The organism is Latilactobacillus sakei subsp. sakei DSM 20017 = JCM 1157 (assembly GCF_002370355.1).
Classification (GTDB): domain Bacteria; phylum Bacillota; class Bacilli; order Lactobacillales; family Lactobacillaceae; genus Latilactobacillus; species Latilactobacillus sakei.
This window is the reverse complement of record NZ_AP017929.1, coordinates 1,133,483-1,147,613: the sequence shown is the minus strand read 5'-3', so window position 1 is coordinate 1,147,613 and position 14,131 is coordinate 1,133,483. Positions and strand designations below refer to the sequence as shown.

18 protein-coding genes are annotated in these 14,131 nt (G+C 41.9%); 5 read left to right on the top strand and 13 right to left on the bottom strand.

What is annotated here, in order from left to right:
* Positions 1-9: 9 nt before the first annotated feature.
* Both LEUCM_RS05730 and LEUCM_RS05725 read left to right on the top strand, forming a co-directional pair.
* Positions 10-840 carry a LysR substrate-binding domain-containing protein gene (locus tag LEUCM_RS05730; protein ID WP_226474410.1) on the top strand — a complete coding sequence of 277 codons (831 nt, stop codon included), beginning with the start codon at positions 10-12 and terminating at the stop codon, positions 838-840.
* A gap of 12 nt (positions 841-852) precedes the next feature.
* Positions 853-2,169: an MATE family efflux transporter gene (locus tag LEUCM_RS05725; RefSeq protein WP_011375009.1), complete on the top strand. Its 1,317-nt coding sequence runs from the start codon at positions 853-855 to the stop codon at positions 2,167-2,169.
* A gap of 53 nt (positions 2,170-2,222) precedes the next feature.
* Here LEUCM_RS05725 and LEUCM_RS05720 read toward each other — a convergent pair whose 3' ends face one another.
* Both LEUCM_RS05720 and LEUCM_RS05715 read right to left on the bottom strand, forming a co-directional pair.
* Positions 2,223-3,065 carry an alpha/beta hydrolase gene (locus LEUCM_RS05720; protein ID WP_025016376.1) on the bottom strand — a complete coding sequence of 281 codons (843 nt, stop codon included), beginning with the start codon at positions 3,063-3,065 and terminating at the stop codon, positions 2,223-2,225.
* A 15-nt stretch (positions 3,066-3,080) separates the two neighbouring features.
* Entirely contained in the window at positions 3,081-3,980 is a 900-nt protein-coding gene (locus LEUCM_RS05715) for an RluA family pseudouridine synthase (RefSeq protein WP_025016375.1), read from the bottom strand.
* Positions 3,981-4,128: 148 nt separating this feature from the next.
* Between LEUCM_RS05715 and LEUCM_RS05710 the strand changes: the two genes are divergently transcribed.
* A complete protein-coding gene (locus tag LEUCM_RS05710; protein WP_011375012.1) occupies positions 4,129-4,686 on the top strand; it encodes an NADPH-dependent FMN reductase in 558 nt (185 codons plus the stop codon).
* A 192-nt stretch (positions 4,687-4,878) separates the two neighbouring features.
* The gene (locus tag LEUCM_RS05705; RefSeq protein WP_025016374.1) at positions 4,879-5,181 is read left to right on the top strand and encodes a hypothetical protein; all 303 of its coding nucleotides are present in this window, start codon (positions 4,879-4,881) and stop codon (positions 5,179-5,181) included.
* A gap of 62 nt (positions 5,182-5,243) precedes the next feature.
* On the opposite strand, the gene LEUCM_RS09895 is transcribed toward LEUCM_RS05705, so the two are convergent.
* The 8 genes from LEUCM_RS09895 to miaA form a co-directional block, all read right to left on the bottom strand.
* The gene (locus LEUCM_RS09895) at positions 5,244-5,420 is read right to left on the bottom strand and encodes a hypothetical protein (protein WP_162926704.1); all 177 of its coding nucleotides are present in this window, start codon (positions 5,418-5,420) and stop codon (positions 5,244-5,246) included.
* Positions 5,420-6,118, bottom strand: a complete 699-nt coding sequence (locus LEUCM_RS05700; RefSeq protein WP_025016373.1) for an NAD(P)H-dependent oxidoreductase — start codon at positions 6,116-6,118, stop codon at positions 5,420-5,422. Before LEUCM_RS05700 ends, LEUCM_RS09895 begins: the two co-directional genes overlap by 1 nt.
* Before the next feature lie 59 nt (positions 6,119-6,177).
* Complete coding sequence (gene glnA / locus LEUCM_RS05695; RefSeq protein ID WP_016265390.1) at positions 6,178-7,521, bottom strand: type I glutamate--ammonia ligase; 1,344 nt, start codon at positions 7,519-7,521, stop codon at positions 6,178-6,180.
* 15 nt (positions 7,522-7,536) lie between these two features.
* Positions 7,537-7,908, bottom strand: coding sequence for a MerR family transcriptional regulator (locus tag LEUCM_RS05690; protein ID WP_025016372.1), 372 nt, complete (start codon positions 7,906-7,908; stop codon positions 7,537-7,539).
* A gap of 123 nt (positions 7,909-8,031) precedes the next feature.
* The gene (locus LEUCM_RS05685) at positions 8,032-8,577 is read right to left on the bottom strand and encodes a DNA-3-methyladenine glycosylase I (protein WP_025016371.1); all 546 of its coding nucleotides are present in this window, start codon (positions 8,575-8,577) and stop codon (positions 8,032-8,034) included.
* Entirely contained in the window at positions 8,571-9,434 is an 864-nt protein-coding gene (locus LEUCM_RS05680) for a helix-turn-helix domain-containing protein (RefSeq protein WP_025016370.1), read from the bottom strand. Before LEUCM_RS05680 ends, LEUCM_RS05685 begins: the two co-directional genes overlap by 7 nt.
* 168 nt (positions 9,435-9,602) lie before the next feature.
* Entirely contained in the window at positions 9,603-10,859 is a 1,257-nt protein-coding gene (locus tag LEUCM_RS05675) for a methionine gamma-lyase family protein (protein WP_025016369.1), read from the bottom strand.
* A 19-nt stretch (positions 10,860-10,878) separates the two neighbouring features.
* Positions 10,879-11,811, bottom strand: coding sequence for a tRNA (adenosine(37)-N6)-dimethylallyltransferase MiaA (miaA, locus tag LEUCM_RS05670; protein ID WP_025016368.1), 933 nt, complete (start codon positions 11,809-11,811; stop codon positions 10,879-10,881).
* Positions 11,812-11,909: 98 nt separating this feature from the next.
* Here miaA and LEUCM_RS05665 point away from each other — a divergent pair, with 98 nt between their 5' ends.
* On the top strand, positions 11,910-12,089 hold the full coding sequence (locus tag LEUCM_RS05665) for a DUF3042 family protein (RefSeq protein ID WP_016265394.1): 180 nt from the start codon (positions 11,910-11,912) through the stop codon (positions 12,087-12,089).
* 371 nt (positions 12,090-12,460) lie between these two features.
* On the opposite strand, the gene LEUCM_RS05660 is transcribed toward LEUCM_RS05665, so the two are convergent.
* From LEUCM_RS05660 to LEUCM_RS05650, 3 genes are read right to left on the bottom strand one after another with little or no spacing between them, the layout of a single operon-like run.
* A complete protein-coding gene (locus LEUCM_RS05660; RefSeq protein WP_011375023.1) occupies positions 12,461-12,874 on the bottom strand; it encodes a rhodanese-like domain-containing protein in 414 nt (137 codons plus the stop codon).
* Between the two features lie 24 nt (positions 12,875-12,898).
* Positions 12,899-13,870: an ROK family glucokinase gene (locus LEUCM_RS05655; RefSeq protein ID WP_025016004.1), complete on the bottom strand. Its 972-nt coding sequence runs from the start codon at positions 13,868-13,870 to the stop codon at positions 12,899-12,901.
* Positions 13,867-14,100: a YqgQ family protein gene (locus LEUCM_RS05650; RefSeq protein ID WP_011375025.1), complete on the bottom strand. Its 234-nt coding sequence runs from the start codon at positions 14,098-14,100 to the stop codon at positions 13,867-13,869. Before LEUCM_RS05650 ends, LEUCM_RS05655 begins: the two co-directional genes overlap by 4 nt.
* Positions 14,101-14,131: the final 31 nt, after the last annotated feature.

The following is a 14,131-nucleotide window of genomic DNA, read 5'->3' as shown; positions in this document are numbered from 1 at the left end:
GGAAGTGATATGATGTTTAAAACGCTCGAAATTTTCAAGACGGTTTATGAAACTAAAAATTTTACGACTGCGGCCCAACTCCTTTTCCTGTCGCAACCAACCGTTTCAGTGCAAATCAAACAACTTGAAGAGTCGCTCGATGTTGTTTTATTCGAACGCAATGGTCGCCAACAAATCGTGCCCACCAAACAGGCGGATTTATTCTACGAGCAATGCCAGCAATTACTGGATTTATGGCACCAAGATCTCCATCAACTACAACATCAAGAAAGGCAGGCTAAAATCCCCTGCCGGATTGCTGCTTCACACACCACGGCGGCCTACTTCTTACCGGCGTTACTTAGTCGCCACCGTGCTGCTTTAGATGCTTTAGAAATTGAAATCTGCACGTTAAATTCCTCGCAGATTATCGAACAGTTGTCGCAACACAAATTGGACTTTGGCTTTATCGAAAAACCATTAACGGAAAAAGATATCGTTCGCACGCCGCTACAAACGGATCAATTAGTTTTAGCCGGTCAACCAACCGAACCGTGGCTCTTACGTGAAAATGGTTCTGGCGTCTATCATTACACGATGAATTATTTAAAGGAAAATAATTTAACGCTCGATAACGTGATGACAGTTAAAAGTAATGCCATTATCGTCCAATTATTACGACAAGGATTAGGCCAATCATTGATTTCAAGTGCCGCATTACTTGATTATCCAGAGATTCCCTACCGACCGCTTTCCAAACAGTACCAACGCCAATTTTACCTGGTTAATCGCAAGGGTTTACCCCAACCAATCCAGGATTTCGTTGCGACATTACTGGCGACCCCACTACCAATTGAATAGGAGTGTTCCACTTTGACAAACTCACCACAGATTAAAAAAGAACTGACTGGTTACATCATTCGTGATGTTTTCAGTTCACTCGGCCTTTCCATCTATATTTTGGCCGATACCTACTTCATCGCTTACGCGGTTGGCCCAATTGGCTTGGCCGCGCTCAATATTGATTTACCACTTTTTAACCTTTTTAACGGCTTAGGATTGATGCTCGGTATTGGTGGCGCAACAATTTTCTCGATTAATAAGGTTAACCATCCCGAAAAGAGTCAGGCGATTTTCACTGAAGTCCTCTCCTTCGGAATTTTATTGGGGCTAATCATCATGAGCCTCGGTTTGATTTTTATTCATCCGCTCCTCCATCTACTGGGTGCTAATCATGAAACGCTCGGGCCTAGCTTGGCTTACCTACGCGTTATTTTAATTGGGAGCCCACTCTTTATTCTCAATAATTTGGTTCTCAGTTTCGTGCGAAACGATAGCAATCCACATCTAACCATGATTGCGACCCTTTCTCAAAGTTTATTCGTGATTATTTTTGATTACTTATTGATGTTCCCACTACACATGGGCATGATGGGGGCGGCCCTCGCGACGATTTGTTCACCGCTCGTCAGCCTTTTGATTTTAACGCAACATCGTCATCACCCGGAACGCTTACTCACCCTCAAAAAACTCACGTTAAACTTCAAACCAACGTTTAAAGCTGTCCAATTGGGTTTTCCTTCTTTCTTAACCGAAATGAGTACCGGCGTTAGCATTTTCGTCTTCAACATCGTTATTTTGCATTTAGCCGATAACTACGCCGTCGCAGCTTACGGCATTATTGCTAATATCTTACTTGTCGGTTTATCGTTATTTAACGGTGTTGCCGTTGGAGTCCAACCAATCGTCAGCCGTGAATTTGGTAAACGAAACTGGCATAACGTTAAAACTAGTTTAAGAATCGGTTTGTTATCAGCACTCGGGATCGCAACTGGCCTGTATCTAGTCCTGCTTGGATTTAAAGAACCGATCATCGCCATTTTCAATCATGATCACAATCAATTACTCGTTCATTACGCGGCCGCCGGTATTCCGTTGATTTTCATCAGCTTTTTCTTCTCAAGTATGAATATCGTCAACAACCTATTTATGACGGCCATTGCCCAACCGCGACTATCATTTTTCGTCGCGATTATGCGCGGGTATGTCCTCTTGATTGGGAGCGTCTTATTATTATCAGCCTTGTTTGGCCTAACGGGTGTCTGGCTCAGTGTGCCGCTCACCGAATTAGTGGTCTTAATCGGCGGCTTCTTCATCACTCACAGTTTATTGAACACGCTTGGTGAATAATCTAAAAAGGGTAAGGACAAAAGTTATTTTTGTCCCTACCCTTTTTCAATATTCTATTTTAATTTTGCACTCAGTGGCTTCTGAGGATCGACCGGTTGTTGCACAATTAGTTCCTCAATCAAATAAACAATCGTTTCATTTTCCGGTAAACTTGTGTGTTTGGCATCATTACCACTCACAAACATCGACATGTAATGGGCGATTTGATTTTGGAAGACTTCCCGACCTGCCGCAACGCTAGAAGCTGGGACAATGCCATCATCCCCACCAGTCGTTGTGCCACCAACGGAATAGACAACCATTTTTTTAGAAAGGTGTTCTTTTTGAGATTTTAAATCCGTTAACATTGGGCTTTCATCTTTGATGCTGGCATTTAACCCATTATAGGGTGTGCCAATCGTTAATAAACGGCTTAATTGCGCCTCTTTAGGATAGCGTTCTGCATACCGCGTTAACACTAACCCGCCGTTAGAATAGCCAACACCATTAAATTTCTTAAAATGGTATTGCTTAGTCAGCTGTTGCATTGCCTTTTCAAACCATTCAGTTTGCTTAAAGACATTCTCGTCCCCGTCATTATTGTTTTCAAAACTGACCACAATTAAAGGGACTTTATCGCGCCAAACAATCTGGCCCTTCGTTTTGACTTGACCATCCGCCATCACTTCCACTTTAAGAATACTATGTTGGCGATAATGTTGGTTAACTGTTTTAAAAAGTTGATCGAACCGGTCATTAGTGCCACCACTGCCGGGTACAAAAACAATCGGTTGGCGATCCGCTTTTTGCGGGCTAACCAGGCCTTGAACCGCAACTCTAGTGGTACCCAGTGTCCCAATTACCCCACCAACGACTAAACAAAAAACACAAATCAATACTATTCTTAATTTTCGCATCCTGAAACTTCTTTCTTACAGCTTGTCATTAATTTTAGTTGGTAAAATCATTTGAATATCCGCTGGAATCGGCGCTGTAAACTGTCTTTTCTGTTGACTGAACGGATCATTAAAGGTTAATTGGTACGCATGTAATGCTTGGCGGTCAATTCCCCAACCAAGCGGCCCCTCATAAAGTTGATCACCAACTAACGGATGATCTAAATCACTCAAGTGAACACGAATTTGATGTGTTCGGCCGGTGTGAATCTGGACTTTTAAGACAGTTAAGCGCTCATCTTGTGCTAAACGCCAATAATCAGTCCAAGCACTTTGTCCGTCAGCAATCACCCGCCGACGTGGTTCAACCCCGACACGGCCAATCGGTGCTTTAATCGTCCCAAATTCAGGTAGTCCAGTCCCCGCAACAACTGCTAGATAAAATTTTTGCAATTGATGTTGTTCAATCTGCGGTTGAAGTAAGCTTTGGGCTACTTGGTGTTTAGCCGCTAACACAATCCCGCTCGTGTCAAAATCAAGACGGGTAATAATATGGGGTACTAAATCGATCGCCCCATTTTGTTGCCAGTAACCTTTAATCCGGTTCAACAACGTATCTGTCGTATTAGTTGGTCCAGGGATTGTTGCCAGGCCAGCCGGTTTGTTCACGACTAACCAGTAGTCATCCTCATAGAGCACTTCAATCGGTACTCCACTGACCGCGACCGTTTCATCGGCTGGTTCTGCAGGTAATGTCAGACTGACCTGATCGCCGTTTTGAACTTGGTCAGCAGGACTGCTTAACCGATTATTTAAGCGAACCGGTAGACCCTGCGCCTTAATTTTGGCATATAGGCGCTGACTAATCCCATTTTTTAGAAGGAACTGTTTCATTGTTTGTGATTGTTGTGTGGCGACTTGCCATTTAATTTCCATCACTTGTTAACCTGCTTTCGAAAACTCTTACGTTTATTATACTTGTAATACCTATTTAAATTCAATCCACTAACCCTTTTAGTTGCCAAAATGTGGCGGAATTCGCTATGCTAGAAGTGTAGTCAATTCAATATTGGAGGTTACATCTATGACAAAAAATGTAGCAGTTTTAATTGGTAGTTTACGTAAGGATTCATTTAGTAAGGCAATTGCCAAACAATTGATGCCGTTATTCCCAGAAGACATGCATTTAGAGGTAATTGAAATTGGTGATCTCCCACTTTACAATCAAGACTATGATGATCTTGATCAAGTACCCGAAGCCTACACGACTTTCAGAAATAAAATGCAACAGATGGACGCCGTATTATTCGTCACACCTGAATATAACCGCTCCGTACCGGCCGTCTTAAAAAATGCTTTAGACGTTGGTTCACGTCCTTATGGTGCGAGTGTCTGGGATAACAAGCCTGCCGAAATCGTCAGCGTTTCACCAGGTGCCATTAGCGGTTTTGGCGCTAACCATCATTTACGCCAATCACTCGTTTTCCTAAACATGCCAACAGTTCAACAACCCGAGGCTTACATCGGTAATGTAATGAACCTATTAGACGACAATGGCCAAGTTGCTAACCCAGATACAATCGCCTTCTTCCAAGTGATTGTTGATGCATTTGTTACATTGATTAACCGTTATATTGACTAAATCTTAATTAATTCAACCGTCGATCAGTTTTCGACGGTTTTTTTGTCCATTCAAAATAAATTTAGTTTTAATTCAAACGATTCGTATGCTATACTAACAAATGAATTTATGTCATTTTAGATACATTTTATTTATTTTTGTATCTATTAAGATATAAAAACTAATATACTTATTTTGGGGGAAATTTTTATCATGGCAAAGAAACAATATTCACTAACATTAATCGGCTTTGGTTTAGCGGTATTAGGGTTTCTTTTTTCGCTTCCAGCGGATTTTGGATTGGGGCTTATTATACCATCACTACTTGAAATAGCAGGATTCGTCCTATCAATTATTGGAACAGTTAAGAAGGATCACAAAAAATTAGCGATTACCGGTATCGTAGTGACTAGTTTATTACTTCTAATCTTCATACTAGGATCCGTTGCTGACAACGAAATTGAAAAAGAACAATATCAACAAGAACATCCTATTTCATCTTTAATGCAACAATAAATAACCAATCAAAAAGCCCTTCTAAAATCAAATTTCGATTTTAGAAAGGCTTTTTCTAATCATTACCACTTAGTCGCATTCCAGATACGGCCGTCCAGTTCACCCTGACGTTGTTCAATCCGAGTTGCTAATGCTCGATTGAGTTCTGCAAGCGCTTCATAGAAGGCTTGATCCTCATACGTGGTTGCTTGTTGTTTGAGCATTTGAATTTGTTGGTTTAACCATTCTTCGTTTGTCATTAACCTTCGCCTTCTTCCTGGCGAATCAGTTGCACTTGCCAACCTAAATCGGTTAACAATTCACCTTGTTCTGTCAACTGATCAGCTAATAACGCAAGCTGTTGCTGCTGATCTGAATCAGTCGCAGCCGATTGGCGGTGTCGCAACTGCTGTTCAAACCACGCCACCTTTTGTTCAAAGTTAAAAGTCGTTTGCGTTAAATAGCGCTGGTAATCAACTAATAATAATTGGCGGGCTGTTTCGGTTAAATAACTAAATTGATGAATCGCAAGCGGCGGTAAATAGGTCATCCCTAATTTCCGTGCGACTAATTCATATGGCCGTAAAATTTCGGAAAGCGTTGCTTGCTCGCTGCCACCAGCTTGAAAATGTTTGCCAGCAATCCCGGTCGAGACAACAACCCCCAACGATTTCCCTTGTAGCGGCATTCGCCCGCTAAATGCAAATTCACCAGTTAAAACAGTATCTAACCACGTTTTGAGACTGGCTGGTGCAGCATACCAATAGAGCGGAAATTGGAAAATGATCCGCTCATGGTTGCGCAATAAGGCTTGTTCCGCGGCGATATCCAGCTGTTGAATGGTTGCTAAATCGTGCCAAGTCACTTCATCTTGAAACGGTGTCGCACTCGCCTTCAAAAAATTCTGAACAAGCGAGTTGGCCATTTCAGGATGACTGACAATCACTAATGTTTTCATACACTGCCAACTTTCTATTTCTAAAAGTTCATTGTACAAAAATTAGCTTTAAATTGCGACTAATAGAGTTCCAAATATTGCTCGCGTTCCCATTCAGAAACTTGTTGACGATAGGCTGCCCATTCCAATGACTTAGAATCCATGAAACTTTGATAGAGATAAGTGCCCATTGAATCTTTAATAATATCATCTTTAGCTAGTTCTTTAAGCGCATTGTGCAAGGTTGATGGTAAATCAGTAATATGATTTTCCTTCCGTTCTGTTTCATCCATGCTGTAAATGTTACGATCAACACCTGCTTCTGGTGAAAGGCCTTGTTCTAATCCTGATAAACCAGCTGCTAAGATTGAACTGATCGCAAGATATGGGTTTGCACTGGGGTCAACACTCCGCAATTCAAGACGCGTTGATAAACCACGTGATTGTGGTACTCGGATTAATGGTGAACGGTTATGGCCTGACCAAGCCACATAAACGGGTGCTTCAAAGCCAGGTACCAAGCGTTTGTATGAATTAACAGTTGGGTTGTTGATAGCCGTAATCGCACGAGCATGGCGTAATAAGCCTGCTAAGAAGTGATAGGCTGTTTCTGATAATTGTTCTTTGCCATTTTCATCGAAGAAGGCGTTTGTCCCATCTTGGTTGAATAATGACATGTTGATGTGCATCCCTGAGCCATTGACACCGTGTAATGGTTTTGGCATAAAGGTTGCGTGAAGCCCATGTTTACGGGCAATTGTTTTAACGACTAATTTGAAGGTTTGAATATTATCGGCTGCATCGACTGCATCGGCATACTTGAAATCAATTTCATGTTGGCCAGGTGCAACTTCATGATGACTGGCTTCAACTTCAAAGCCCATCTTTTCAAGTTCCAATACGATATCCCGACGACAATTTTCTCCCAAATCAACAGGGGCAAAATCGAAATAGCCACCTTGATCGTTTAATTTTAAGGTTGGTTTGCCAATTTCATCTAATTTAAAGAGGAAGAATTCTGGTTCAGGCCCGATGTTAAAATCTTTGAAGCCTTTATCTTGCATTTCGCGAACCATTTTTTTCAAGTTATTGCGAGGATCACCTAAGAATGGTTCCCCATCAGCAGTGTAAACGGAACAGATTAAACGAGCTACTTTGCCATGTTCAGCTTCCCATGGGAAAATCAACCAAGTACTTAAATCAGGACGCAAATACATATCACTTTCTTCAATCCGGACAAAACCGTCGATTGAAGAACCATCAAACATCATTTTGTTACTTAAAACTTTGTCTAATTGACTGATTGGGACTTCCACATTCTTGATAATCCCATTAATATCCGTAAACATTAATCTTAAGAACTTAACGTTTTCTTGATCCACTAATTGCTTGATTGCTTCTGCTGTCAACATTTTTCGTGCCATTAATCTAGTCGCCCCTTAATATAATTTAGATGATTGTGAAATAGATGGTCGTTGTCCTACTAATCCACCGACCGAAAGCATTTCTTCGGCTAACAATTGGCGGGCCTTGGTATCGGTCAGATGCCGTTGTTTTATTTTTTGTGCTTGCTTGCGGTAAATCTGGCGAATTTGACCCATCGTGGCTCCTTCTGCTAAATAATCCTTAATCTCTAATAGGCGATCAACATCATTCAACGAAAATAATCGTTGGTGCCCCGGCGTACGTTCGGGCAAAACAAGTTCTTGACTCTCATAATAACGGATTTGACGCGCCGTTTGACCGGTTAACTTCATCACCGTTCCAATCGGTAAAACCGCTAAATTTCGTCTTAATTGCTTTTCAGCCATCTATTTCACCTCACTTGCATTTTATCTTACCAGTCGACTTCTTACCGGTCAACATTTCATGTTAGGTTTTCTGACATGGATGGCATAAAAAAAGGTAAACCGTTTTGGTTTACCTTTTAAAAGCTATTCTTCATCAATCAGCTGGATTAAACCGCCCGCAAGCATAAATAAATGCGTAACGACGGGTCCCACAAATTTAAAGCCCCGTTTCTTTAAGTCTTTGGCAAGTCGGGCACTAATTGGCGCTGATTTATCGGAGACCCCAGCCATTTGTGAATCAAGTAATTGAGGTTGATTGTCAACAAACGCCCACAAGTACGCTGAGAAACTACCGAACTCATCCTGCACTTTTTGAATCGCCCGCGCATTCTGAATAGTGGCGCGAATCTTTCTTGTATTGCGAATCATATCTGGTGCTTCTTGAAGTCGCTCAACATCAATTTCATCAAATTGTGCAACCCGATCAATCACCATCCCCGCCATTTGTTGCCGTAAAATTGGAATTTTACTAGCGGCTACTTTCCAACTTAAACCCACCTGGAAAACACCAACCGTTAAGAGTTCAAACCAAATTTGATCATCATCAGTTGGCGTTCCAAAATAGCGATGATAGGCTTGAATACCATCTGTCGCTATTTTAAAATCATTTTTCGCTGTCTCATCTACCATCGATAAACCGCCTGTCCTGCACTTTCTGTTGGAAAGCCCACTTTCTTCGCTAATTCGCTGTAATGCGTTTCTAAATAATCGTAACACGCTGTCGTGTCATGGGCCATGAAAAACGGTAGTAACCCCATCGAATCATCAAATTGAATGTGTTCCTCTTGCGCATAGGCCTTCAAGACTTTTGCCAACTGATAAAAGTCCTGATTGGTTACATAATATGGCACTAAGGATTGTTTTGTATCAATAGTGACAATGGCGCGATAAGCGTGACCGATACCTGGTAGTCCCCCAATCCCCGCTGCTGGTCCAGCAGTTTGGAAGACTGCATAATGGACAGCTCGAATTACTGTTGTCGCCAATTGCTTAACCATCTTCGTGGGCATCACTTTTAAATAATCTGTCTGTTTCAAACTGATTTGATGTGGTGCTAACGTTATTAAATAAGGCGTCCGTGTTTGCCGCCAATGTGTCGGCATCGTTTGCCCGTCCCTGATAACAGCGACATCTGTCAACGTTTCACTAAACTGTTGCCTTAAGTCAACATAGTACCGCTCTGGTTTTTGGATAAGCTGTCCCAAAGCGGATAACGGCACTGTTTCTTCCGTTTCAGATAAATGCCAATGCTGTCGTAATCGCGTTAACAGCGAACCTGATTTGGTAACTGTTTCAACGTCTAACAGTTCGTTCAAGCTCACGTTATAAAGTTGTGCAAGTCCGACTAATAAGTTCAAATCCGGTACACTTTTGTCGGTTTCCCACTTAGAAATAACTTGGCGTGAAACATTAAGTTTATCCGCAAGCGTCTGTTGTGAATACCCCGCACCTAATCGAAATTGTTTTAAGCGCTGACCAATTAACATCTAACCACCTCCAAGACCTACCGTAGCGAAAACCGCCTTTTTTCACCAGCAACAATCTGAAGCAATGGTTAAATCAGACCGCTACGATTCGTTGCACCCTTATCATACCACGCTTTACATACAAAAAAAGCGGTGAATCAAACGTCAATTTGATTCACCGCTACCTGTTTATTTTTCAAAGAATGTTGTTTGCACTGCCCGACTAATGGCGAGTTTAACGTGCGCATAAGTTAAACCACCTTGTAAATAAAGCGTGTAAGGTGCCCGCAATGGTCCGTCAGCTGAAAATTCGATGCTGGCGCCTTGAATAAAGGTCCCGGCAGCCATCACGATTTGATCTTCGTACCCGGCAAAGTCACTTGGAATTGGCGTGACAAAAGAATCGATTGGTGATTGTGCTTGTACACAACCCGCAAACTTAACCATGTCATCAGGATTACCAAAGTTAACTGTTTGAATTAAATCAGTTCTAGGGGCATCCCATTTTGGCGAAACGTTCAAGCCCATTTGTTCCAAAAGCGCTGCTTCAAAAACGGCACCTTTGATGGCATTTCCTGTAACACTTGGCGCTAAGAAAAAGCCTTCGAACATTAATTGTAAGTTACCTTGTGTGGCCCCTTCACTGGCACCAACACCTGGCACCGTTAAGCGATAACCAATCATTTCAATCAAGCGTTCTGGCCCAACAATGTAACCACCTGTTTGGGCAATACCACCACCAGCATTTTTAATCAATGAACCGGCCATGACATCCGCGCCGACTTCCGTTGGTTCGATTGTTTCTGAGAATTCGCCGTAAGCATTATCAACGAAGACAATCAATTCGGGATTAATCCCCTTGATAAAACGCACCATCTCTTCAATTTTAGCAACCGTAAAACTATCGCGATCGGCATAACCACGTGAACGTTGAATCGCAACGACTTTCGTTTTAGCCGTGATCTTCGTCTTAGCTGTTTCAAAATCGACCGAGCCATCTGCCAATAATGACACGTAATCAAAGCCAATTTGATATTCCTTCATCGAACCAATGCCGTTACCGGCCATCCCGACAACTTCTTGGAGCGTATCGTAAGGTTCTCCGGTCAGATAGAGTAAATCATCTCCAGGGCGTAACATGCCCAATAAAGCTGTTCCAATCGCATGTGTGCCAGAAACCAGTTGTGGCCGAACAAGCGCGTCTTCCGTCTTGAAAAAACGACTATAGACCGCTTCTAACTTATCGCGTCCTTGGTCATCGTTCCCATAACCCGTTGTTCCGTTTAAATGTGATTCTGAAATATTTTCTTCTTGAAAGGCTTGCAGCACCTTTGCTTGATTATTAATGATTTGTTCATCTAACGCTTGAAGTCGTGGCGCAATTTGAGCGTCAACGGCTTCAATTTTGGTCCGTAATTCTGGTGCTAACGAATCTTGCCAATTCATATTATTCACTCCGTTTCCACTATTTCTGTAACCAGGTTTGGATATCTGCTTGGATGCGCGCTAAGTCTGCTTCTTGATGCTCGACTAGATTATACCAGTTAACAGGAATTTGGTTTCTAAACCACGTTAATTGCCGTTTTGCATAATGGCGCGAGTTTTGCTTCACTTGATCAATAGCTGCCTCTAGTGAACACTCACCATCAAAGTACGGGAAAAATTCCTTATAACCAATACCGCGAACTGCTTGCGGACTTGTTGCACGGCGTTCATAAGCCCATCCTGCTTCTTCAATTAATCCGGCGTCCACCATTTGGTCAACACGCTGGTTAATCCGCTCGTACAAGACAGGACGCTCGCAATTCAAGCCAATAATAAAGGTATCATAGCGCAACTCCTTAGGCTTTTGTTGCGAGAATAAAACACCCGTTGTTTCATAAACTTCTAACGCCCGAATAACGCGACGCGTATTGGCCGCTGGAATTTTTGCCGCAGCATCTGGATCAATCTTAGCCAGCGCCTGCCATAAATCAGTTTCTGAATGCTGTTCTAAGTATGCTTGCCATTTATTGCGAATACTGAAATCCTGTTCAGCATCCGTTGCACTTCCCAGCGTCATATCATACAACAAAGCTTGCAAATAAAGACCTGTCCCACCAACAATCAACGGTAGATGTTGACGGTCAGTAATTTTTGTAATCAACTGTTGACCTTGTTGTTGAAAGTCAAAAGCCGTGAAACGTTCATCAATATCAGCGACATCGATTAAATGATGCGGCGCAATGGCTTGTTCTGCCGGCGTTACTTTGGCCGTACCGATATCAAGATGACGGTAAACTTGCATCGCGTCTCCAGAAATAATTTCGCCCTTCAACTGTTGTGCCACTTGTAGGCTAAGTGCCGTCTTACCAACACCCGTGGGCCCTACAATGACAATTATCTTTTCTTTTTTCATTATTTCACCACACTAATTAACGTATTTTACTAGCTATTCGCGCCTAAATACGCGATAATGAACATATAGTTTGAATGAATGATTGAGGAGGTTTTACGATGAAACATAAATTTTTTAAAGGTTTCGTAATCGGGACTGTTTCTACTGTTGGTGCGATTGCCGGTTCACTCTTTGCATTTAAGAAAACCGTGTTAGATCCTATCGAAGAAGAAGAAAATAAAATCGAAGAAAATCGTCGTCGCGCTAACCGTAAGAGCCATTCAGCTCACCAAGGCTAAGCGATTAAAGATGATCACAAGACGTTGACCTGCTTTTGTGGGTGGCGTCTTTTTTTGTGCTGAAACGTGCTTTTCAAAGCTGCCTCTTGTGCTTTGCTACGTACCGCAAACAATCGACTAGCGTCGTTTATTCACGATACTAGGCAAATGCTCAGAATCAAATCGCTTTGAAAAGCACTCTTTTTCTTGAAACGTACTTTTATCGCTAGCTTTCTGTGCTTAACTACGTGTGCCAAACTAGCGATTACATCGCTAATTCGTCACCCTAGGTTAATGCTCAAAAGCTGACCAAGCGGTAAAAGCACTCTTTTTCATATAAAAACCCAAAAGTCTGCTGTTTTTCACTGGCGACTTTTGGGTCTTTTTTTAATCTACTTTTTACGTTTTGTTTTTCCTGTCCAGTTGTTAAAACCTTTTTGGAGCCATTTAACGTTCGTAAAACCTGCTTTGCGAAGTTTTAATGCTGCACGAACGCTTAATGTAATGCCTGTATCATAGAGGTAGACCGGCAAATCCATTCGTAATTCACCCATGTTTTGTTTCAACATTGGGTAAGGAATGCTCCGAGCACCTAAGATATGGCCAGCATCGAAATCCTTGCGTTCACGCAAATCAACGATTTGGGCTTTACGCATGTTTTCTTCAAATGCCTTTTCAGTCAGTTCGCCGCCTAGACGCTTACGTTGGATTTTATAGTAAACCCACACGCCAATTATCCATAACAAAATAGCGATCAAGATAATATTAACAACAAACATTGGATTAATTGTCCCGATTACAAACATCTACAAAACTTCCTTTTTAACAGATTATTGTTGGTCAAATTGTAAAGCTAATGAAGCAGCACCGATAACACCGGCAACGTTACCTAAGTTAGCTAAACGAACCTTCATTGTTTGCTTAACATTTGGGAATGTAAATTCTTCAAAGTAAGCTTCAACTTGTTTACGTAAGAATTCACCAGCAGCTGAAACACCACCACCGATAACGATGTAGGCTGGGTTCAACATGTTACCAACGTTAGCTAAAGCTAAACCAAGGTAGTATGACACGCGGTCAACCACTTTGACAGCCAAAGGATCTGATTCCTTAGCCAAGTCGAAAACAAGTTTTGAACTGATTTGTTCGCCATCATCTAACATTGTCTTCAATTTTGAATTACCAGCATATTCTTCAGCCATGTCACGCGCAACACGCACAACACCTGTTGCTGAAGCATAAGTTTCTAAACAACCTTTTTTACCACAAGTACATTCGTAACCGCGTGGTTCAACAGTCACGTGACCTAATTCACCGGCAGAACCAGCAACACCGTGTAGTAAATGACCATCAGCAACGATCCCGCCACCGACACCAGTACCAAGTGTCACGAAAGCAACGTCAGGTTGGTTTTCACCAGCACCCTTCCAACGTTCGCCTAAAGCGGCTACATTGGCATCATTATCAACTGCTAGTTTCATATGTGTGCCAGCTTCAATATCGCGACGTAAGTATTGCGTTACTTTCCAGTTTAAGTTGAAGGCACCAATAACAGTACCTTCTTCACTGTTAACACTACCAGGTGTTCCCATACCGATTCCGATGAAATCTTCTGGTGTCATGTTGTATAAATCTAAATGATGATTAATCAATTCAACGATATCGGGCACAATGTGGCTACCTTCATCTAAAATATCTGTATCGATACTCCAACGTTGTTGAATGTCGCCATCCACTGTCATAATTGCAAATTTAGCCGTTGTACCACCTAAGTCAACGCCGATTAACTTCTTGTCTGTCATTTAAACTTTTCCTCCAATAATTCATGATTGAATGTTTGTTTTTCTTCCAACCGATGTTCATGTACTAGCACCATCTTAGCGTCGCGATACACTTTACCATCGATTAAACCAGCATCGTAGACATGACGTAACTCGATACTCGTTAGCTCAATATCCCAAAGTCGCTTACCAACATGGACATAAACACCAAATTGTTTTAAAAGTTGTTGTACATCATAAAGTGTTCTCATCAACTTCACCTATCATATTATACCTAAATTT

What these genes read in the sequence shown, in the direction of transcription:
- LEUCM_RS05730 (WP_226474410.1), top strand. Translation starts at nt 10, where the DNA reads ATGATGTTTAAAACGCTCGAAATTTTCAAGACGGTTTATGAAACTAAA.
- LEUCM_RS05720 (WP_025016376.1), bottom strand. Translation starts at nt 3,065, where the DNA reads ATGCGAAAATTAAGAATAGTATTGATTTGTGTTTTTTGTTTAGTCGTT.
- LEUCM_RS05715 (WP_025016375.1), bottom strand. Translation starts at nt 3,980, where the DNA reads ATGGAAATTAAATGGCAAGTCGCCACACAACAATCACAAACAATGAAA.
- LEUCM_RS05710 (WP_011375012.1), top strand. Translation starts at nt 4,129, where the DNA reads ATGACAAAAAATGTAGCAGTTTTAATTGGTAGTTTACGTAAGGATTCA.
- LEUCM_RS05705 (WP_025016374.1), top strand. Translation starts at nt 4,879, where the DNA reads ATGGCAAAGAAACAATATTCACTAACATTAATCGGCTTTGGTTTAGCG.
- LEUCM_RS09895 (WP_162926704.1), bottom strand. Translation starts at nt 5,420, where the DNA reads ATGACAAACGAAGAATGGTTAAACCAACAAATTCAAATGCTCAAACAA.
- LEUCM_RS05700 (WP_025016373.1), bottom strand. Translation starts at nt 6,118, where the DNA reads ATGAAAACATTAGTGATTGTCAGTCATCCTGAAATGGCCAACTCGCTT.
- glnA (WP_016265390.1), bottom strand. Translation starts at nt 7,521, where the DNA reads ATGGCACGAAAAATGTTGACAGCAGAAGCAATCAAGCAATTAGTGGAT.
- LEUCM_RS05690 (WP_025016372.1), bottom strand. Translation starts at nt 7,908, where the DNA reads ATGGCTGAAAAGCAATTAAGACGAAATTTAGCGGTTTTACCGATTGGA.
- LEUCM_RS05685 (WP_025016371.1), bottom strand. Translation starts at nt 8,577, where the DNA reads ATGGTAGATGAGACAGCGAAAAATGATTTTAAAATAGCGACAGATGGT.
- LEUCM_RS05680 (WP_025016370.1), bottom strand. Translation starts at nt 9,434, where the DNA reads ATGTTAATTGGTCAGCGCTTAAAACAATTTCGATTAGGTGCGGGGTAT.
- LEUCM_RS05675 (WP_025016369.1), bottom strand. Translation starts at nt 10,859, where the DNA reads ATGAATTGGCAAGATTCGTTAGCACCAGAATTACGGACCAAAATTGAA.
- miaA (WP_025016368.1), bottom strand. Translation starts at nt 11,811, where the DNA reads ATGAAAAAAGAAAAGATAATTGTCATTGTAGGGCCCACGGGTGTTGGT.
- LEUCM_RS05665 (WP_016265394.1), top strand. Translation starts at nt 11,910, where the DNA reads ATGAAACATAAATTTTTTAAAGGTTTCGTAATCGGGACTGTTTCTACT.
- LEUCM_RS05660 (WP_011375023.1), bottom strand. Translation starts at nt 12,874, where the DNA reads ATGTTTGTAATCGGGACAATTAATCCAATGTTTGTTGTTAATATTATC.
- LEUCM_RS05655 (WP_025016004.1), bottom strand. Translation starts at nt 13,870, where the DNA reads ATGACAGACAAGAAGTTAATCGGCGTTGACTTAGGTGGTACAACGGCT.
- LEUCM_RS05650 (WP_011375025.1), bottom strand. Translation starts at nt 14,100, where the DNA reads ATGAGAACACTTTATGATGTACAACAACTTTTAAAACAATTTGGTGTT.